Annotated in this window: 17 protein-coding genes; 4 read left to right on the top strand and 13 right to left on the bottom strand. The window is 59.3% G+C overall.

Features of this window, described 5'->3' with window-relative positions; genetic code table 11:
• Nucleotides 1-42: 42 nt before the first annotated feature.
• Nucleotides 43-1,386 (bottom strand): adenylate/guanylate cyclase domain-containing protein, encoded by a 1,344-nt coding sequence (locus JNB88_RS06405; protein WP_220354730.1) that lies wholly within the window; start codon nucleotides 1,384-1,386, stop codon nucleotides 43-45.
• 435 nt (nucleotides 1,387-1,821) lie between these two features.
• On the opposite strand from JNB88_RS06405, the gene JNB88_RS06410 reads away from it, so the two are divergent.
• On the top strand, nucleotides 1,822-3,174 hold the full coding sequence (locus JNB88_RS06410; RefSeq protein WP_051977029.1) for a nucleotide sugar dehydrogenase: 1,353 nt from the start codon (nucleotides 1,822-1,824) through the stop codon (nucleotides 3,172-3,174).
• Here the strand turns inward: JNB88_RS06410 and JNB88_RS06415 are convergent.
• Nucleotides 3,164-4,342 (bottom strand): DUF3095 domain-containing protein, encoded by a 1,179-nt coding sequence (locus JNB88_RS06415; RefSeq protein WP_220354731.1) that lies wholly within the window; start codon nucleotides 4,340-4,342, stop codon nucleotides 3,164-3,166. The genes JNB88_RS06410 and JNB88_RS06415 overlap by 11 nt on opposite strands.
• Before the next feature lie 125 nt (nucleotides 4,343-4,467).
• Between JNB88_RS06415 and JNB88_RS06420 the strand changes: the two genes are divergently transcribed.
• A complete protein-coding gene (locus JNB88_RS06420) occupies nucleotides 4,468-4,947 on the top strand; it encodes a class I SAM-dependent methyltransferase (RefSeq protein ID WP_220354732.1) in 480 nt (159 codons plus the stop codon).
• Here the strand turns inward: JNB88_RS06420 and JNB88_RS06425 are convergent, their stop codons facing one another.
• Nucleotides 4,948-5,826: an FkbM family methyltransferase gene (locus JNB88_RS06425; protein WP_220354733.1), complete on the bottom strand. Its 879-nt coding sequence runs from the start codon at nucleotides 5,824-5,826 to the stop codon at nucleotides 4,948-4,950. It abuts the gene before it with no gap.
• Entirely contained in the window at nucleotides 5,823-7,544 is a 1,722-nt protein-coding gene (locus JNB88_RS06430; RefSeq protein ID WP_220354734.1) for an adenylate/guanylate cyclase domain-containing protein, read from the bottom strand. The genes JNB88_RS06425 and JNB88_RS06430 overlap by 4 nt, the downstream gene beginning before the upstream one ends.
• Before the next feature lie 187 nt (nucleotides 7,545-7,731).
• On the opposite strand from JNB88_RS06430, the gene JNB88_RS06435 reads away from it, so the two are divergent.
• Both JNB88_RS06435 and JNB88_RS06440 read left to right on the top strand, forming a co-directional pair.
• Nucleotides 7,732-8,820, top strand: coding sequence for a glycosyltransferase family 4 protein (locus JNB88_RS06435; RefSeq protein ID WP_220354735.1), 1,089 nt, complete (start codon nucleotides 7,732-7,734; stop codon nucleotides 8,818-8,820).
• Nucleotides 8,817-9,566, top strand: coding sequence for a polysaccharide deacetylase family protein (locus JNB88_RS06440; protein ID WP_220354736.1), 750 nt, complete (start codon nucleotides 8,817-8,819; stop codon nucleotides 9,564-9,566). The genes JNB88_RS06435 and JNB88_RS06440 overlap by 4 nt, the downstream gene beginning before the upstream one ends.
• On the opposite strand, the gene JNB88_RS06445 is transcribed toward JNB88_RS06440, so the two are convergent.
• The 9 genes from JNB88_RS06445 to pcaH all read right to left on the bottom strand — a co-directional run bounded on the left by JNB88_RS06445 (nucleotide 9,563) and on the right by pcaH (nucleotide 17,946).
• Nucleotides 9,563-10,393: an MBL fold metallo-hydrolase gene (locus JNB88_RS06445; protein ID WP_037134238.1), complete on the bottom strand. Its 831-nt coding sequence runs from the start codon at nucleotides 10,391-10,393 to the stop codon at nucleotides 9,563-9,565. The genes JNB88_RS06440 and JNB88_RS06445 overlap by 4 nt on opposite strands.
• Before the next feature lie 349 nt (nucleotides 10,394-10,742).
• Nucleotides 10,743-11,459 (bottom strand): ABC transporter ATP-binding protein, encoded by a 717-nt coding sequence (locus JNB88_RS06450; RefSeq protein WP_037134237.1) that lies wholly within the window; start codon nucleotides 11,457-11,459, stop codon nucleotides 10,743-10,745.
• Entirely contained in the window at nucleotides 11,440-12,204 is a 765-nt protein-coding gene (locus JNB88_RS06455; protein WP_220354737.1) for an ABC transporter ATP-binding protein, read from the bottom strand. Before JNB88_RS06455 ends, JNB88_RS06450 begins: the two co-directional genes overlap by 20 nt.
• Nucleotides 12,201-13,211, bottom strand: coding sequence for a branched-chain amino acid ABC transporter permease (locus JNB88_RS06460; protein ID WP_037134235.1), 1,011 nt, complete (start codon nucleotides 13,209-13,211; stop codon nucleotides 12,201-12,203). The genes JNB88_RS06455 and JNB88_RS06460 overlap by 4 nt, the downstream gene beginning before the upstream one ends.
• Nucleotide 13,212: 1 nt before the next feature.
• Nucleotides 13,213-14,076: a branched-chain amino acid ABC transporter permease gene (locus JNB88_RS06465; protein ID WP_037134234.1), complete on the bottom strand. Its 864-nt coding sequence runs from the start codon at nucleotides 14,074-14,076 to the stop codon at nucleotides 13,213-13,215.
• Nucleotides 14,077-14,161: 85 nt separating this feature from the next.
• Nucleotides 14,162-15,334: an ABC transporter substrate-binding protein gene (locus JNB88_RS06470; protein ID WP_037134233.1), complete on the bottom strand. Its 1,173-nt coding sequence runs from the start codon at nucleotides 15,332-15,334 to the stop codon at nucleotides 14,162-14,164.
• Between the two features lie 125 nt (nucleotides 15,335-15,459).
• Nucleotides 15,460-16,509, bottom strand: coding sequence for a 3-carboxy-cis,cis-muconate cycloisomerase (locus JNB88_RS06475; RefSeq protein ID WP_220354738.1), 1,050 nt, complete (start codon nucleotides 16,507-16,509; stop codon nucleotides 15,460-15,462).
• 73 nt (nucleotides 16,510-16,582) lie between these two features.
• The gene (gene pcaG, locus JNB88_RS06480; protein ID WP_220354739.1) at nucleotides 16,583-17,197 is read right to left on the bottom strand and encodes a protocatechuate 3,4-dioxygenase subunit alpha; all 615 of its coding nucleotides are present in this window, start codon (nucleotides 17,195-17,197) and stop codon (nucleotides 16,583-16,585) included.
• Nucleotides 17,197-17,946: a protocatechuate 3,4-dioxygenase subunit beta gene (pcaH, locus tag JNB88_RS06485; protein WP_037134231.1), complete on the bottom strand. Its 750-nt coding sequence runs from the start codon at nucleotides 17,944-17,946 to the stop codon at nucleotides 17,197-17,199. The genes pcaG and pcaH overlap by 1 nt, the downstream gene beginning before the upstream one ends.

Raw genomic sequence — 17,946 nt, forward strand, 5'->3', positions numbered from 1 at the left:
GAGCAAGACCAAAGGTCAGCTAGCAATCGTGTTGGTGCGCTCTTACTGGATGAAACTCTCCGTTGCTGGTCCTTTAGCCTGCTTGCGTGCATCGCGATGAAGCAGGATGACCTGCTCTGCTTCGGAAAGCCCGGTCGGCGCAACTTCACGGAACGTCTCTTCAACCTGCAAGGCCGGTGTCTGGACGTGCGGCCGCAAAACCGTGACCTTCTGGCGGATGCCGCGCAGCTTCTCTTCCCCAAGCGTGCGCCACTCGCCTCCGCAATAGCCCGCAAAGGCCTGGCTGGCCACAACCTCACTGGAATACTTCTTCGTCAATGCCTGCAGGCGCTGGACCTCATTCACGGCAGACCCGAACGCCGAAAAAGTCAGTCGGTCCTTCAGGCCGACGTTGCCGAACATCACGTTTCCGACATGCAGGCCGATGCCGTAGGAAACCCTGCTCAGACCGGCGTCCATCCGTTCCTTGTTGAGTTCGGCTACGCGCGCCTGCGCCTGATGGACGGCAGAAAGCGCCGCCTGACAGGCAATCTTCGATGGATCCTTGTGGCGACCGCATGGATAGACAGCCAGAAACCCGTCGCCGAGGAAGCTCAAGATCTCACCGCCATTGCGGTTGAAGGGTGCCGCGATCGCGTCGAAGAACTGGTTGAGCGTGTCGATATAGGCCTGTCGGCCCTCCTTCTCGGCATACATGGTCGACTGGCGCATATCCCCCATCACAAGCGCCGCACGGATCGTTTCTCCGTCGCCTCGACGGATCTGGCCGTTCAGCACCCGCTTACCCGCGTCGCCGCCGAGGTAGGTGGTGAGCATGTTGTTGGCGAGCTTGCCGAGAACCGCCATCTTGGCGGCAACGGCAAGATGGTTCTGCATGCGCAGCAACGCATCGATCATGTCGTCGGAGAAGCCGGCATGGCTATCAGTCGACCATGATCCCATCATACCTTGGACGGAACCATCACCGAAAGGCTGGACGAAGGCCAGATAGTCCGTGATGCGTTCCTCGCGCAGATCAACAAAGACGGGAAACTCGGCTGGACCATCAGTGGCAATCCGGCGGCGGATGTGCTGCAGGTTATTGTCAAGCAGGTAGTAGTAGGGGCTCTGCAAAAAGCGATCCGGCTTCTGCCCTGCTGCATGCCGATATCCTTCAATCGTGACGCCGCTTGCGCGCCTCCACGTGAAGCTCAGCGCGTCGTAGAGCGGATGCAGCATGGAAAACGTCAGATGCACGCGTACGATCGGCAAGCCTGCAGCCGCAATGCGTTCGCAAAATCCGCGAATGATATTTTCGAGGTCATCCCCCGCCAGGGAGGAATTCGTCAGCCATTCGGCGACCCGATCCAACAAAATAGATGAGACGCTGGATTCCATCGTGCCCATTCTTGGTAGTATCCTCATAAGGCACGTCCATTCCCGAAAAGCGTCGGCAACCCTGCCTGCAGCAAAGCCATGCGCAGGGCGGGGAGGAGGATGGACGAGCGGTATTATTGTGTCAACGATCTGCCGGGAGCCCGGCAGCGGCACCTGTCAAACCCTTGATATAGTGGGCAGGATAGGCAGTCCTTTCTCGCGGTTCGTTATTCGAGGTAAATAGGGATCGGACAAACCTCAAACAATGGCATTTGGACATTTTCCGACTCCACGTCGACATCTCTTCGGGCGGCCGCGCCTTTTTGGTCACACTGGCTTCAGGTACCAGGAGATCGGGGCACACCCTTGAAGCGAGTTTCACGACCGCGTCAGCGCGCCGCGAGGTGCGGGCGGGTTTCAATTGCCCCCTACTTCCATTAGATCAGGGTACCGTTCAGCACTCAGATGAGACCTGCCTTGGCCAGTTCCTCCGCCTACGACATCCTTTCAAGCAAGATCGAAACCCGCAGCGCCCGAGCCGGCGTCATAGGGCTTGGCTATGTCGGTTTACCGCTAGCAATCGCGATTGCCCGCAGCGGCTTTGCCGTTACCGGCTTCGACATCGATGCCAAGAAGATCGTGGCCCTTGAGGCGAAGCATTCCTATATCGATTCTGTCGCGAACGACGATCTTGTTGCAGAGATAGACGCACGGCGATTCTCCGCCACCACGGATTTTGCTGGATTGGCGGCTTGCGACGTCATCGTCATCTGTGTTCCGACACCGCTGACCAAGCACCGCGACCCGGACCTCTCGTTCGTTGAGGCAACGTCGCGCTCGATTGCCGAACACCTGAGAGCCGGCCAGCTTGTGGTCCTGGAATCGACGACGTACCCGGGCACGACCGACGATGTCGTCAAGGTGATCCTGGAAAAAACAGGTCTGCAATCAGGCGAAGATTTCTTCATCGGCTTCTCGCCAGAGCGTGAAGATCCCGGGAACCAGCACTACCACACTGCGACCATTCCGAAGGTCGTCGCCGGTGACGGCCAGCAGGCGCTGGCCCTGATGAAGAGCTTTTATGGCGCGGCGGTAAAGACCGTCGTTCCGGTGTCGTCCAATGCGACGGCGGAGGCTGTCAAGCTCACGGAAAACATCTTCCGCTCCGTCAACATCGCGCTCGTCAACGAGCTCAAGACCGTCTACGCGGCCATGGGGATCGATGTCTGGGAGGTGATCGAGGCGGCCAAGACGAAGCCCTTCGGCTACATGCCTTTCTATCCTGGTCCGGGGCTCGGTGGGCACTGCATCCCGATTGACCCATTCTACCTTACCTGGAAGTCGCGCGAGTACGAATTGCCCACACGCTTCATCGAGCTCGCCGGCGAGATCAACTCGGCCATGCCACGCTATGTCGTCGGCAAGCTAGCCGAGGCGCTGGATATGCGCGCCGGCAAGGCTCTCAGTCGCTCGCGTGTTCTGGTTCTTGGTCTGGCCTACAAGAAGAACGTTGCCGACATCAGGGAGAGCCCATCATTGCGCCTGATGGAGATCATCGAGGAGCGAGGCGGCAGGGCCGACTATCACGATCCGCATGTCGACGAGATCCCCCCGACGCGCGAATATCAGCACCTGAAGGGGCGAAAGTCGGTGAACCTCACACGCGGGGCCCTTCAGTCCTACGACGCGGTTCTTGTCGCAACCGATCACGATCGGCTCGACTATGCGGCCATCGCAGATGTTGCGCCGCTGATAATCGACACCCGCAACGTATTCGCTCGACTCGGGTTGTCCGCCGATCACATCGTCAAGGCTTGATCTCCACGCCTGACAACTGCTTTCCCGTAATCTGACTGGCGGCGACGGCGTAGCCGCCGCTGGCGCCGTCGATGAAGTGCACGTGATCGCGCGACATCGGCGTTGGAACAAAGCAGGTCATCAAGGCAGAACCTTGCCGGTGCAAGCCATAGCGAGCGATGCCTTGGGCCTTTGCCTCTTCAAGGAGCGCCTGAATACGACGGAGGTGGTCCGCGTCGACATCGATCGTCATCTTGAGGCCATCGTCGAACTTGCGGAAATCCGAATTGCCCGACACATCCTGAGTGTAACGCCTGGCATCGAAACGGCCAAACTTGGCACCCAGCTTGTGAAGGACAACCACCAGGGCGAGTTGTAGCAGGATGAACAGCTTCTGTTTCAATCGCTTTCCAGGTGGCGCTATCGCTCGCGCCTCGCGATCGACGCCCTTCATCGAGAAAGCAAACTCGGGACCGTCAGGCGGAACAGGGTGGCCGCCACGACGCTGTTCGGAAGATATTGCGACGATGTCCATGACGAGCTTTCGAAACTCCGGGCTGGGGCGACCGCCTTCAGCCGGGACCGCGATAATCGAGACGATCTCGCCGTTGTGCGCGGCAATCGGGCTCCAGCGGCATGACAAACCGGTGAGATCCGGCCGCGTGCCTTGTGGCGCGGGCGAAACACCATAGCGCCCGTTCTTCATCTGGCGCTCGGCCCAGCTTGCTCCGCCCCCGGCAAACATAGCATAGGTCACAAAGGGGCTGGCTGCGTGACGGGCAACGCGAACATCCAGACCCTCCTTGCGAATGTCGGTCATCGGCACGACAGCAATACGCAGAGTGAGGCCTATTTCCTCCTCAACCCAGCACTGCGCCGCTGCCAATGCGCTGCGCGCGACATCCTCCAAGTTCCCGGGTAATGCGACGACCGCACCATCGCCGCCGAATACGAACGGATAGTCACCCTTGTCTACTGCATTCAAAATTGCAGAAATGACGCTGACGCCCGCCATGTTCACATCCTTGTACCGGCCAGCGGCGATCGCCTGCGTCGAGCCAACTATGTCGGCGAGCGCCAAAAACCAGCCCTCAGGCAGCGGACGGTAGTTGCTTGTATCCGTCACCTTCTCGAAGTCGGTGAAAACGGGCACGTCAGCAAAGAATCTTTCATTCAAAACGTCGTTCATGTCTAAAGCCTAGCACACACCCATGCTGTGATCGCAACGCCATTTTGTATCTACGGTAATCGACTTCTTGCAGTTTCATGTGCTAGCACCGCTGTCGAAAAACTATTGAATGGACAAGACCATAGATGAGCCGTTTGGACAGCTTCATTCGCCGTTTGACGGCCCAGCGCGATATCCTCAACGCAATCGTCGACCTCGTGAACGGAACTGAAGGTCCGGTGCTGGAGTTCGGGCTGGGCAACGGCCGTACGTATGATCACCTGCGCGAGCAATTTCCGGATCGCCGCATTATCGCCTTTGACCGCGAGGTTCGCTCCTATTCGTCCTCGACGCCGCCTTCAGACGACATGGTAACCGGGGACATCCGCGAATCCGGTCAGGCATTCGTCGGCATCGGGGCGGCGCTCGCACACGCCGATATCGGTACCGGGCACGACGACATCGACGCAATCACACTGACGTGGCTGCCGCAGCTCATGGTCGGGGTGCTGACAAAAGACGGCATCGCCGTAAGCGGCCTGCCGCTCGATCGCCCGGAGCTCGAACCGCTGCCCTTGCCAACAGGCGTCAAGGAAGGCCGTTATTATCTTTATCGGCGCAGGTGATCAGGGAAGAAAGAGCACGTCGTATTGCGCGACGCTGCCCGGCAGGTCGACAACCTTCATCTCCTGCTCTTCCTCTTCGAAGAAGACCAGGCAATTTTCGTAAAAGCCCGCCAATGCTTTTATGAACTGACGCGTCTGCTCAGGTCCGTAAAAAAGCGGCGTAAACTCCATGTAGAGCGGCACCCGTTTGGATAGGAGCGGGACCATGGAGCGACAGGCAACCGGCTCATAGCCTTCGATATCCATCCAGACGAGGCCTATGTCGGCCGGGTCGATTGAAAGCTCCTCCAATATCTGCGTTACCGGCTTGACCGGCACACTGGTTTTCTTGTCACCGGCACTCTTTCGGAACGCACTGCTTTTTCCGTGATTGCTGGCGTTCATGAAGAAGTCGATCTCGCCAGCCGTATCGCCGGCGGCACAATTGACCAATGCTACAATTCCCTCCAGTCCGTTCTGGCGGATATTGGTCTGAAGCAGCGGGAAGTTGCGCGGGTCGGGCTCGACGCTGACAATGCGGGCATATGCGCCACTCAGCGCAAAGTAGACGGTCTGCGTTCCGATATTGCCACCGATCTCCAGAAGATAGCCTTGGCTGCGCATCAGGCCACGCTCGCGCAGGACGGCGATCAGGCGGTCGACATGGTCGCGCTCGAAATGTCCCTTGCGAAAGACTTTGCGTCCAATGTAGTCCGATGGAGAGAAGGTCATCAGGTGATCGCCCGCATCAACTGTCATCGAGACGACCCGTGGCCCGATATTTTCGATCAGGAGGCGCCGGCCGGTGCGGGTATTGAACAGCCTGATCGCAATCGCATTGCGAGCCTTGCGCAGCCGTTTCCTCCAGAATTTTGTCTGAACCCAGCCGCGGTCCGTCATCCATCTTTTCCTTTCAGCAGTTCGCCGGCTTTGTCACTCGGAATGACGTAGACTTTCAAGGGCAAGGCGCGCCCGCGCACACTGATTTCACGGCTCTCGACACCTGCCGTGTCCGCTCCGGACAGGACTGCGACAGACTCTGAAATTACAATGGCCGCATCGAATTCCTTGGCCGCCGTCTCCAGCCGGCTTGCCACGTTGACTGTATCGCCGATCGCCGTCACGCTGCGCACGCGGCCATAGCCAAGAGTTCCAACGACCGCGGGACCGGTATGAACTCCGACAGCGATGTGAAGCGGCCGAGATAGCTCGTCGGCAAGCTCGGCACCCAGCTTCTCGATGTCACGCACGATCATCGCAGCCGCCGTGATCGCCTGTCGACACGCCTCCTCGGGCGAATTGCCGATACCAAAAAGCGCCATCGCGCCGTCGCCTATGAATTTGTCAATTCGCCCGCCGGCTTTCTCGACGGCATTGCCAACAAGCGCAAAATAGCGATTGAGCAGGAACACGATGTCGAAGGGCAGACGCGTCTCCGTCAGGGACGTGAAGTGGCGGATGTCGCAAAAGAGGACGGTGATTTCGCGCTCCCGTCCAGGGCTGGTCTCCTGCGTATTGGGCGGGAGCGTGGTCTCTGTCGCCGCGACCAGCAGCGGTACGACGGTCAGATCATGTGTTGGCCGCAACTGGCAGGCAAGGCGCACATCAGGGGCGGCCTTGATCCGCCGCAACGTTGATTGCTCGAGCTTGTCGGGCGCCGGCAGGTCGTCATAGCGGCTCAGAATCTGAACCCGGCAGGTCGAACATTGCCCCTTGCCGCCACAGACCGAATAGTGCGGGAGGCCGCCCAATCGGCTCGCTTCGAGAACCGTAAAACCACGCGGTACCTTGATTGCTTCGCCACCCGGATAACGCACGGTGACCTGATCGACACGCTCCCTCCAGCGACGCCAGGTTCGGGCTGCAATGACAAGGAGCAAGGCACCGGAAAACGACCCGTACAACCCGACGCGAATCAAAGCGATCTGGCGCTGGGCTTCCGGATTGGAATAGTATCGGATGTTGAGATTTTCCTGATAGCGATCGGTGTTCACCATGCCTTCATAGGCAGGCTCGGCAATCGTCCTTCCCATCTCGATGAAGCCGAGGATCCCAAGCACCGGCAGCAGAATTGCTACTGCCAGAAGCAGGGCGGCGACGCTGTCGTACCACGGCCTGTAGCGCAGCCAGAAATGCAGGCCGATACAGCCATGGATCCAGACAGCAAGGAGCGCCACGATCTGTCGCCATCCACTGCCAGGCGAAGTGATCCAGAGGAGACGAACGATTGTCTCGTAGTCGTCACGGTAGTGGAAGAGCGTATGGGCGATGCGGGTGCCAATGACGTGATCCATTAGCAGTAGTGGAATGGAGATCCCGAGCACAATTTGGGCCAACTCGCCCGCCGGCATTACCAGGCTGCGACGCACATATACTGCCCTTAGAACGAGCGTAACGTGAACGAAGACGGCACCATAGAAAACCGTTGTTCCCAGCGGGTTGCGCCAGATCGCCAGGAAAACCCTTCGCCCGTCGTCGGCAACCGAGACGGAGATCAGCCCCAGTGCGTGGTTGGAAAGGTGAAGAAGCACGAACAGAAACATGACCAGCCCGGAGCCGAGCCGGGCCCTTCTGATCGAGCGCTCTGAAAAAATACCGGTGGCAGCAACCGTCGCCATTCATTCCCGTTCTTGAATACCAAATGACAAATACAATAGAGATAACGGAATTGACGTGGAATTGCCGCCACCCTGATTGCAATCGCCTTTCACATGTTTGTCAGCAAAGGAAGCCAACAATAGCTGAATTTCTCGTGGCAGACCCCTACATCGATTGCAAACAGTGTGTCTTGGTGGACATGCCATAATGCGGGTTGCATTCTACGCGCCGTTGAAGTCTCCAAACCATCCGGTTCCTTCTGGCGATCGCCTGATGGCCCGTCTGCTTATGCGCGCTCTTGAGCTGTCCGGACATGCAGTCGAGATCGTCTCGGAATTCCGCAGTTTTGCCCCTACATCCGAAGATGCAATCGCCAGGCAGGTCGCCGGCGAGGCGGAGTTGCAGCGCCTTCGCAACGACTGGTCAGCAAGGCCGGCGCCCGATCTGTGGTTCTGCTACCATCCCTACTATAAATCGCCCGATCTTTTCGGACCGACGCTTAGTCGAGAATTCGGCATTCCATACGTAACTGCCGAGGCATCCTACTCGGCAAAACGGGATGCAACCGATTGGGCGCCGCTGCAGCACCTGGTCGTGGATAGCATCCGCGACGCCGCCGTAAACATCACCTTCACCGAGCGCGACCGCTCCGGCCTGTTGAAGCCCCTTCCCCAAGGGCGCTTCGCGATGCTGAAACCCTTCATCGATACCGGCCCTTTTGAAGGGGCGTTCACTCCGGCAAGGCCGCAACGCCTGATCGCGGTCGCAATGATGCGTAGCGGTGACAAGATGCAAAGTTACGCGATGCTCGCCGAAGCGCTACGGCTTCTCGAGGATCGCACGTGGACGCTGGCGATTGTCGGGGATGGTCCGATGAGGGCCGATGTGCAGCGCCTTTTCGGCGTGTTCGGCGAAGATCGTATCGAATGGCTCGGCGAGCTTGGCGCTGGCGATATCGCCGATGCGTTCCGTCACTCCGGCGTCTATGTGTGGCCAGGATGTGGAGAAGCCTACGGGCTCGCCTATCTGGAGGCCCAGGCTGCGGGGCTGCCGGTCGTCGCTCAACGGACCGCAGGCGTTCCCGAGGTGGTTGTCGACGGTGTAACAGGCATTCTGACGCCAGACAGAGACAAGACTGCTTTCGCCGCGGCCGTCGCAGGGTTGCTTGACAACCCCGCCCGGCGCACGACGATGGGTATCAGCGCACGGCGTTTTGTTCTGGATGAAAGGTCACTCTCCGTCGCGGCAAAGGCACTTGACGGCATCCTGCAGACTTACGTGAGACAAAAAGCATGACAGAGGATGAGATCTTTGCGCCGCTTCGACAGGAACTTGACCGCTGGCGGGCGGCAGGTCGCCAGGCACGGTTGTGGCTGCGCGACGATGACGCAATCGAGCCGACTGATGCTCTCGATCGTCTGCTGGACGTCACCCGAGAGGCTTCCGTTCCATTAACGCTTGCCGTCATTCCGGCCTTTACCGGAGATGCACTGGTCGTGCGGCTTTCGCCTGAGCAGCACGTCCTCGTCACCGTGCATGGCTGGTCTCACGCAAATTACGCCGACGCTGATGAAAAGAAGCAGGAGCTCGGCCGCCACCGACCTGCGGGCGTCGTCCTCGACGAATTGAGCAACGGCCTCGCCACGCTTCGTGCCCTTTTCGGCGATCGGCTCGTTCCGATGCTGGTGCCACCTTGGAACAGGATAAGCGGGGATCTCATCCCGCAGCTCGGGGCAAGGGGCTTTGAGGTCCTGTCCGTGTTTGGCAGGGCCACGGTCCGGGGCCCCATCCGCCTCCTGAACACGCATGTCGATATTGTCAATGCACGCGGACAACGAGGCAACCGGCCACATGCGGATCTCGTCGCAGAGCTGACCGGCGAGCTGCAGGCGCGCTTTGCACAGGATGATGAGCCGATTGGCGTACTGACCCACCACCTGGTTCATGGTGCTGCGGAGTGGGCATTCCTGGCCCAGCTGTTCAAAGAGACCGGAAACCATCCGGGTGCTGTCTGGATGTCGGCGCGCGATCTGCTCGGCTAGATCTCGACGACCTGATTGTCCCGTGCGGCGAATGCCCGCGGGAATTCAGCCTGGGCATCTTGTTCCATTCGCTCCAGCTGGGTGTCCGTTCGCGAGGGCGCATGGTGGAACAGGGCAAACTGCTTCGCACCCGCCATCTTGGCAAGTTCAACGCCGTGTTGCCAGGTGGAGTGGCCAAAGCCCTTGAACCGCTGCATCTCGTCTTCGTTGTAGGTGCAGTCGTAGACGGCGAGATCGGCGTCCTTCATCATGTCGAGCGCGACCGGATCGTAAACACCCGGGATATGCTCGATGTCGTAAATCAGGGCGACCGAACGACCCTGCCATTCCACACGATATCCGATCGCGCCGCCGGGATGGTTCAGCATGAACGTCTTGATCTTGACGCCCGGCCGCGGCTCCAGGGTCTGGCCGGCATGGAAGTCGCGAAAGCTCATCGTCGCCTGACAGATGTCGGTTTTGACCGGGAACCATGGCGGGCTGATGAACTGCTCGATCATCTCGCGTGTGCTCATCTTGCCGTCGAGATGACCGGACCAGATCGTAAGGTCGATGGTGGGGTAGTAGATCGCCTTGAAGAAGGGAAGGCCTATGATGTGGTCGTAGTGGCAGTGGCTGAAGAACAGGTCGACATCCCGCACATCCTCATTGAGCATGGCAAGGCCTGCTTCGCGTACGCCCGATCCGGCGTCGAAGATCATCCGGTGTTCACCGCAGCGTATTTCGATGCACGAGGTGTTGCCGCCATAGCGATCGAATTCTGGGCCTGAGACCGGGATGCTGCCGCGAACGCCCCAAAACTTTACCTGAAACAGATCTTTACTCATCGCGTCTTCAAAATCGGCCAACCTCACAAGGCTATCGTAATCATACTTTGATTAGCAAGCGAAGCCTTCATTTCCATTGCTGGCCCGGATCCTTGGTACCGTTTCTACCAGCTACAAGCAGAATGGTAGGATATTCCTAAGCAATCAGTTTACCTACTCGCACGCAACTGCTTATGGTTTGCATTCGGTAAACGAGCCCCTGATCCACGGGGGCAAACGTTCAACTTGTCTAATAGATGGTTTCTCGCTTGAGGAAATGCAATCGTCGGCGCTTCCGACGATAGTATGAGGCATGCGCGTGTCAAAAGGCATCGCTTGCGAAAGTGTTGCTTGCACCGCTCCGGCAGCGCTAATGCAAGCCGCCAACTCCCAGCAGACGCTCGACGGCATCCTGATCGTCCGAGAGCGCCTTGGGGGTACCGGCCCAGGCAAGACGGCCGCGTTCAAGAACGATCACTTGGTCGGCAAAATCGAGCGCACTTTGAATGCGTTGCTCGACAAGAAGAATCGTCATGTCGCCGGTCTTTGCAAGGTCTGCGAAAGCGGCCATCAGTTCCTCGCATATAACCGGAGCCAAACCCTCTAGCGGCTCGTCAAGCAGGAGCACGGAGGGGCGACCGAGGATTGTGCGTGCCGTCGACAGCATCTGCTGCTCGCCACCCGACAGCTGGTTGCCAAGATTGCGACGGCGCTCCTTCAGGCGTGGGAACATTCCGTAGGCTTCCTCAAGCGCGCTCTTCGGGCGGCTCTTCAGCCCAACGAAGAGGTTCTCTTCCACCGTCAATGTAGGGAAAATACAGCGCGCCTGCGGCACGTAACCCAATCCCTTGTGAGCGCGCGCCGCACTCGGCATCGCGGTTACATCCGCCGCACCGATGCGTATCGTGCCGTCATATCGTTTGGTCTGTCCGGCAAGCGTAGCAAGGAGCGTGGTCTTGCCCATGCCGTTGCGGCCAAGGACGGCGAGACGCGCCCCGGCTGGCGCGGAGAAGGACACGCCTTCCAGCACGCGCGTCGGTCCGTAGCCGGCGGACAGATTCTCGACCTCAAGCGGCGTGGCTGGCATTTGCATAGCTCCCGAGATAGGCCTCGCGAACGCGGGCATCCTTGGTGACATCGGCTGGCGATCCGTCGAAGATGATGGCGCCTGCAGCGAGAACGACGACCCGTTTGGCAAAACGGAAGACAAGATCCATGTCGTGCTCGATCATCAAGACGGCGAGATCGGCAGGCAGGTCGGCAAGCGCTTGCTCGATACGGCCGGTGTCGCTCTGGGGAACGCCGGCGGCCGGCTCATCGAGCAACAGCACTTTTGGCCGGAGCGCCACCGCAACGGCTATTTCCAGCAGACGCTGCTGGCCATAGGCGATCTCGTTAACCCTGCGATGCATGAGATGGCTGATTCCAAGCGTGCCAAGCAGATCGCTCACCTCGCCCATCACCTCGGGCATAGCCAGAAAATTTCCGAACATGCGGCCCGTGCGTCCCTGACGCTGTAGGATGGCAAGGGCCACATGCTCGGCCGGCGTCATCTCGAGGAAGAGCCGGGTAACCTGGAAGGAGCGCACAAGTCCGCGCTTGACGCGGCCATTGGCACCCACCTTGGTAACCGTTTCGCCCGCAAGGCGGACGTCACCGGAGTCGGGCTGCAGATTGCCCGTCACCAAATTGACGAAGGTCGTCTTGCCCGCACCGTTCGGGCCAATCAACGCCACCCGGTCGCCGGGCGCCATGGACAAAGAAACGTCATTGGTGACCGCAAGACCGCCAAAGGATTTCTTCAGATTGGTGACTTCGAAGACGGCGCTCATCGTCCAGCCTCCCTCTTGCGGTTCACATACGCTGCCGCCGAGCCATAAAGCCCCTTCGGCGCAAACAGGACGACTGCGATCAGGAGAGCACCCACCATCGTCAGCCAGTGGAACGGATTTGCTGCAGATACATAGTCTTCGAACAGCATGAAGATGACCGTGCCGGACAGTGCGCCAAAGAGCGAACCAGTACCTCCGAGAACCAGCATCACGAGTGATTCCGCCGAGAGCGTGAAGGAGAGGCTGTCGAGGCCGACGACCTGGGTGGTGATGGCGTTCAATGCACCGCCAACACCTGCTACCGCACCCGAAATCACATACATCTTCATCAGCGCCGCCTTTGGTGACGCGCCGAGCGCGCGCACCCGCAGCGGATCTTCCTTGATGCCGCGACACAGCATGCCGAAGGGCGAGCGGACAAGCAGACGCAACAGCACGAAGACGATGAGCAGGAGGACGATCGCAAAGACGTAGGCCGTGTGGCCATAGAGATCGAATTCAAAATAGCCAAAGATCGGATCTGTCGAAATTCCAGACAGTCCATCGCTGCCGCCTGTCCAACTGGATGCCTTGTTTGCAAACTCATGGAAGAGGTGGATGAGTGCAATCGATAGCACGAGCTGCGGCAACCCGTGGCCGCGCAGGATGACTGCTCCGCTGACCAGACCGGCAATGGCGCCGCCAACAATGCCTGCCAACGTCATCAGCAATGGATCGTTGATGCCGTAGTGAGCCGAGAGGATGCCGGCAGCATACGCGCCCGAGCCGAAGAGCGCCGCGTGGCCAAGCGTCGCCACCCCGCAATAGCCGGTGACGAGATCGAGGGCCAGGACAAGCAGAGCAACGGCGACAATGCGGGTGAGCAGGGCAAGATTGTCGGGAAACACGAGGTAGCCGATGACGGCAACCATCGCTATGGCGACAACGCCTGCCACATCGCGGCCCAGTGAGCGACGCTTGCGGGCGGATGTGGACACTGCTGTTTCGGTATTCATGACAAGAGCCATTCTATTTCGCCCTTCCCGCAAGGCCGCGCGGGAAGATGCAGATGATGGCAATGACCGCGAGGTAGAAGAAGAATTCGCCGAATTCCGGCATGAGGTAGCGACCCGTAGTATCAATGCCTCCAAGCACGAGACAGGCGATGAGTGCGCCGGGGATCGATCCTGCGCCGCCGACAGAGACAACCACGAGGAAGGTCACCATGTAGCGCAGCGCGTAATAAGGTTCGACGGGAAGCAGCTCAGCGCCGACCACACCGCCGAAGGCAGCAAGCCCGACGGCAACAGCAAAACTCAGCGCATAGATGATCTCTGTACGCACACCAAGTGCTGCCGCCATCGCGGCATTGTCGACCGAAGCGCGCAGTTTCACGCCGAAACTTGTCCTCTCGATCGCATACCAGAGGCCACCTGCGACGGCCAGGCCGCAGAGGATCGCGAAGAGCCTATGTACCGAGATCGTGCGGAAGCCGAGGTTGACGGAACCCTGAAGCTCGCTCGGCAAGGGAACGGTCTTCAGTGTCGGGCCGAACACGTAGTTGGCAATACCAATGATGCAAAAGGTGATGCCGATGGTCATCAGCACCTGCGTCAACTCCGGTGCGCCATAGATACGCCGATAGAGAAACCGCTCGATCGGTATTGCGATGATGACCGTGCCGACGACTGCCGCTATGACGGCAAGACCATAGCCGAGGCCAAGATCGCGCGCTGCATAAGAGGCGATATATCCACCGATCATGGCAAATGCGCCATGTGCCAGATTGACGACGCGCATCAGACCCATGGTGACGGAGAGCCCGATCGAGATGACGAACAGCACCATGCCATAGGCAAGCGCGTCGACGGCTATGCTGAGGACTGTTTGCATGAAGCAATTCCGATGCTGTTGGAGCGGGCCCGCAGTGACGGATTCGAGCTGGGCCCGCTTGCAATATCAGAGGATGGATAGGCCGTTACTTCGCAGCAGCAAGGCCAGGATCACCCTGGTTTTCGAAGGTCTGGACTTCCTTGTTGTAGTAGGTGCCGTCGTCGGCCTTGGTCACCTCGCGCAGATAGATGTTCTGCGTAATGTGGCGGCTCTCGGGATCAATGGAGACCGGACCACGCGGGCTGACCCAAGAGAGACCCTTTACGGCATCGACTGCCTTGGCGGCATCCTGGCTTCCGCCCGTCGCTTCGATCATCTTATAGATGATATGCATACCGTCGTAGGCCCCGACTGCCGGGAACGACAGTTCGGCCTTGTTGCCAATGGCCTTGGTCGCAGCTTCGACGAATGTCTTGTTCTCAGGCGAGTCGTGCGAGACCGCATAATGGAATGTCGTCTGGATCCCAAGCGCCGCATCGCCGAGCGCTGGCAGGTCGGATTCCTGGGTGAAGTCGCCGGGGCCATAGAACTTGATCCCGGCGTCCTTCAGACCGTTTTCCTTGTAAGCCTTGACGAAGCCGAGCGTGGTTGGACCGGACGGCAGAAAGGCAAAAACGCCTTGTGCGCCAGAATCCTTGATGCGCTGCATGATCGGGCTGAAGTCGTTGGTCGAGAGCGGCATTCTAATCGCTTCGACGATCTGCCCGCCCTCCTTCTCGAAGGCTGCCTTGAAGGCATTCTCAGCATCAACGCCCGGACCATAATCACTGACGACGGAGATCACTTTGCTGACGCCGGCGTCATGCGCAACCTTGGCGATCGGGGTCGAGGTCTGCCACGTGGTGAACGATGCGCGCACGACCAGCGGGCTCTTGGTGACAATCGCCGAGGTGGCGGCGTTCATGATCACAAGTGGCGTATTCGCCTGCTTCAGGATCGGCGTCACTGCCATTGCGTCAGGCGTGAAATAGAAGCCAGCAAGGTACTGTACCTTTTCCTTGACGACCAGTTCCTGTGCCAGCGCCTTGGACTGAGCCGGATCGGCCGCCGGAAGGTCGCGATAGATTACCTCGACGGTGTTGTCGCCGACCTTGTTGCCATTGATCGCCATATACGCGTCAATGCCAGCTTTGAAGTTCTTGCCCTGCAGGGCAAAAGGACCCGAGAACGGCCCGACGACGCCGACTTTGATAGTCTCGGCATAGGCCGCTGTGCTCATGACGATTGCCGCAACGGCGGCCAGGACAAACCGTTTCATAAATCCTCCCAATGACGATGGCGCACTCCTACGCCGGATTAGCCCAGAGCTAAACTCTGCAGATAGTGTCTCATTCAAAACGGTAATGTAAAATGAAATAAAAGGCGAAAATCATAAATTGACGGTTATGAATTACGACCTATTCGCCTGATATTGCTGACCAGTTCGATCGTCAGACGCAGTGAGGCAGCGGTTGCCATAACCATTTGCGGCAGAACGAGCCATTCCAAAGCCCAGGCTGCACCGGATCGCTCCTGCTCATGCACGAGAGACTGGTGAATGGCCGAGAGCTGGGTGGCGTTGAAGCGCGCAAGAGCAACAAGTGTCTCTGCCGCGACCGGGTTCTGCTTGTGCGCCATTGCCGACGAGCCACCACCGCCAGCAAGCTCAATTTCGTCGCCCGCCTGTGCGAGCAGCGCGACATCCTGGCCAAATTTGCCGAGGCTGCCGGTCACAAGGGAAAGCAGATTGGCAAGATCGGCGATCAGCCCGCGCTGGCTTTGCCACTGCGGCTGGTCTGTCAGACCAAGCTCCTGGGCAAGTGTTGCGCGGACGGATGGCGCAAGATCTCCGAGCTTGTCCAAAGTACCGGCGGCTCCACCAAATTGCAGTGGAAACCGCTGCTCCGTCAGCCTGTCGCGATAGGCCTCGAGTGGCGCGCGCCAGGCACGGATGCGGTCTGACGCGGTAATCGCGATGGCTGCCTGCATGCGCGTGCGCCCCATCAGCGCCGCCTTCCCAAACCGCTCATCAAGATCGCTTAGTGCCTGCACGATGTACGAAAGCCGGGTCGAAAACAGGAAGGCAACAGCCTTCAGTCGCACCATCAGACTGGTGTCGATGACATCCTGGCTTGTCGCACCGAGGTGGACCGAGCCCGCTGCCGGGCCGCCTACCGCCTTGCGAAGCTGCTTGACCAGATCGGCCACGACAACGCCATCGCGGGCCGTCGCGGCCCGCAACGAGGAAACATCGGGATTGAACGCGACACAGACAGCCTCGATATGGCGGGCCGCATCGTGCGGGATCAGGCCATGGAGTGCTTCGGCCCTGGCGAGCGCCGCTTCGAAGGCGAGCATGGCGCGAATGTCAGCCTTTGCCGAGAAATACGTAGCCGTTTCATCGTCGCCGAAAAGACCGGAGAGGAACGGGTGATCAAAGGGTGAAATGGTCATCAGCGCCTCGCTTGCGTTCCCTGACATGTGCGCCGGGAACCGCCGCCTTGCAAGGTCCGGTCCTCCTGGCCGGTTAAATATCCAGAAACACTGTCTCTCTGTCGCCCTGAAGCCGGATATCGAATGTATAGGTTTGCCCCTCACGCGCCGCGATCAGCGTGTCGACGCGCTCCCGATGCTCGATGCGTAAGAGCAGCGGATCGGCGCTATTCGCTTCCACCTCCTCTGGGAAGTACATTCGCGTGTGCAAGCCGATATTGATGCCGCGCGCAACGATCCAGAAAGTGATGTGCGGAGCCATCCTTCGGCCGTCCTTGAAGGGAACGCGGCCCGGCTTGATGGTCTCAAAGGAGAAGACCCCATCGTCGGCCCTGGTCGGGCAACGCCCCCAGCCGGTGAAATTGGGGTCGGCCGCGCCACGCATTTCCGAAGGGCTGTTATAAAGGCCGGTGCTATCGGGCTGCCAGATTTCAATGACCGCATCGCGCACCAGCGCACCGGCACCATCGAAAACGCGCCCTGTTACAGTAATGCGTTCGCCAAGTGTCTTGTCATTGACCATAGTGGAGCCGAGATCGGCCTCATAGAAACCGTTGATGTCGCAGAAGTTCGGGGTCAGGCCAATATGCACATAGGGACCTGCCGTTTGCGAGGGCGTTTCCTTGAGGTAGCCGAGTTCCTGTACCATCAGTTGCCCTCCAGGCGATTTTCGAACATTGTCGAACGACGTCCACGCAGCACAATGTCGAACTTGTAGGCGCGCGCATCCATCGGGATTGTATTGCCCCAGTCGAGCGGCGCGATCAGTTGCTCGATCGCGCGCTTGTCGGGGATCGTGCCGACGATCGGACATTTCCAGATCATCGGGTCGCCCTCGAAATACATTTGAGTGATCAGTCGTTGGGCAAAGCCGTTGCCGAAGATCGAGAAGTGGATATGCGCAGGTCGCCAGTCGTTGACGCCGTTCGGCCAGGGATAGGCGCCCGGGCGGACCGTACGGAACGAATACTGACCGTACTCATCGGTGACACAGCGACCGCAACCGCCAAAATTCGGATCGATGGCAGCGAGATAGGTTTCCTTCTTGTGGCGGTACCGGCCGCCGGCGTTGGCTTGCCAGAATTCAACGAGCGCGCCGGCCACCGGCCGGCCACGCTCGTCGAGCACGCGACCATGGACAACGATGCGCTCGCCGATGGCGCTCTCTCCTGACCTGGCGAAGTTATGAATGAGATCATTGTCCAGTTCACCTATGACGGAGTGGCCGAAGACGGGGCCGGTTATCTCCGAGAGGGTGCCATCAAGGGAGAGCAGGGCGCGCTGCGGAGCGCGCAGCACGGAGGTCTTGTAGCCGGGCGTCAAGGCGGGCGCGTGCCACTCACGGTCGCGCGCAAAGAAAGCGCCGGTTTCGGGCTTGCGGTTGGTGAGATCGGACAT

Origin of the sequence: Rhizobium cauense, from assembly GCF_019511525.1 — a bacterium.
GTDB lineage: Bacteria > Pseudomonadota > Alphaproteobacteria > Rhizobiales > Rhizobiaceae > Rhizobium > Rhizobium cauense.

Bases quoted from the DNA above. Each gene is read 5' to 3' on its own strand.
- JNB88_RS06405 (WP_220354730.1), bottom strand. From the start codon at position 1,386: ATGGGCACGATGGAATCCAGCGTCTCATCTATTTTGTTGGATCGGGTC.
- JNB88_RS06410 (WP_051977029.1), top strand. From the start codon at position 1,822: ATGAGACCTGCCTTGGCCAGTTCCTCCGCCTACGACATCCTTTCAAGC.
- JNB88_RS06415 (WP_220354731.1), bottom strand. From the start codon at position 4,342: ATGAACGACGTTTTGAATGAAAGATTCTTTGCTGACGTGCCCGTTTTC.
- JNB88_RS06420 (WP_220354732.1), top strand. From the start codon at position 4,468: ATGAGCCGTTTGGACAGCTTCATTCGCCGTTTGACGGCCCAGCGCGAT.
- JNB88_RS06425 (WP_220354733.1), bottom strand. From the start codon at position 5,826: ATGACGGACCGCGGCTGGGTTCAGACAAAATTCTGGAGGAAACGGCTG.
- JNB88_RS06430 (WP_220354734.1), bottom strand. From the start codon at position 7,544: ATGGCGACGGTTGCTGCCACCGGTATTTTTTCAGAGCGCTCGATCAGA.
- JNB88_RS06435 (WP_220354735.1), top strand. From the start codon at position 7,732: ATGCGGGTTGCATTCTACGCGCCGTTGAAGTCTCCAAACCATCCGGTT.
- JNB88_RS06440 (WP_220354736.1), top strand. From the start codon at position 8,817: ATGACAGAGGATGAGATCTTTGCGCCGCTTCGACAGGAACTTGACCGC.
- JNB88_RS06445 (WP_037134238.1), bottom strand. From the start codon at position 10,393: ATGAGTAAAGATCTGTTTCAGGTAAAGTTTTGGGGCGTTCGCGGCAGC.
- JNB88_RS06450 (WP_037134237.1), bottom strand. From the start codon at position 11,459: ATGCCAGCCACGCCGCTTGAGGTCGAGAATCTGTCCGCCGGCTACGGA.
- JNB88_RS06455 (WP_220354737.1), bottom strand. From the start codon at position 12,204: ATGAGCGCCGTCTTCGAAGTCACCAATCTGAAGAAATCCTTTGGCGGT.
- JNB88_RS06460 (WP_037134235.1), bottom strand. From the start codon at position 13,211: ATGGCTCTTGTCATGAATACCGAAACAGCAGTGTCCACATCCGCCCGC.
- JNB88_RS06465 (WP_037134234.1), bottom strand. From the start codon at position 14,076: ATGCAAACAGTCCTCAGCATAGCCGTCGACGCGCTTGCCTATGGCATG.
- JNB88_RS06470 (WP_037134233.1), bottom strand. From the start codon at position 15,334: ATGAAACGGTTTGTCCTGGCCGCCGTTGCGGCAATCGTCATGAGCACA.
- JNB88_RS06475 (WP_220354738.1), bottom strand. From the start codon at position 16,509: ATGACCATTTCACCCTTTGATCACCCGTTCCTCTCCGGTCTTTTCGGC.
- pcaG (WP_220354739.1), bottom strand. From the start codon at position 17,197: ATGGTACAGGAACTCGGCTACCTCAAGGAAACGCCCTCGCAAACGGCA.
- pcaH (WP_037134231.1), bottom strand. From the start codon at position 17,946: ATGTCCGATCTCACCAACCGCAAGCCCGAAACCGGCGCTTTCTTTGCG.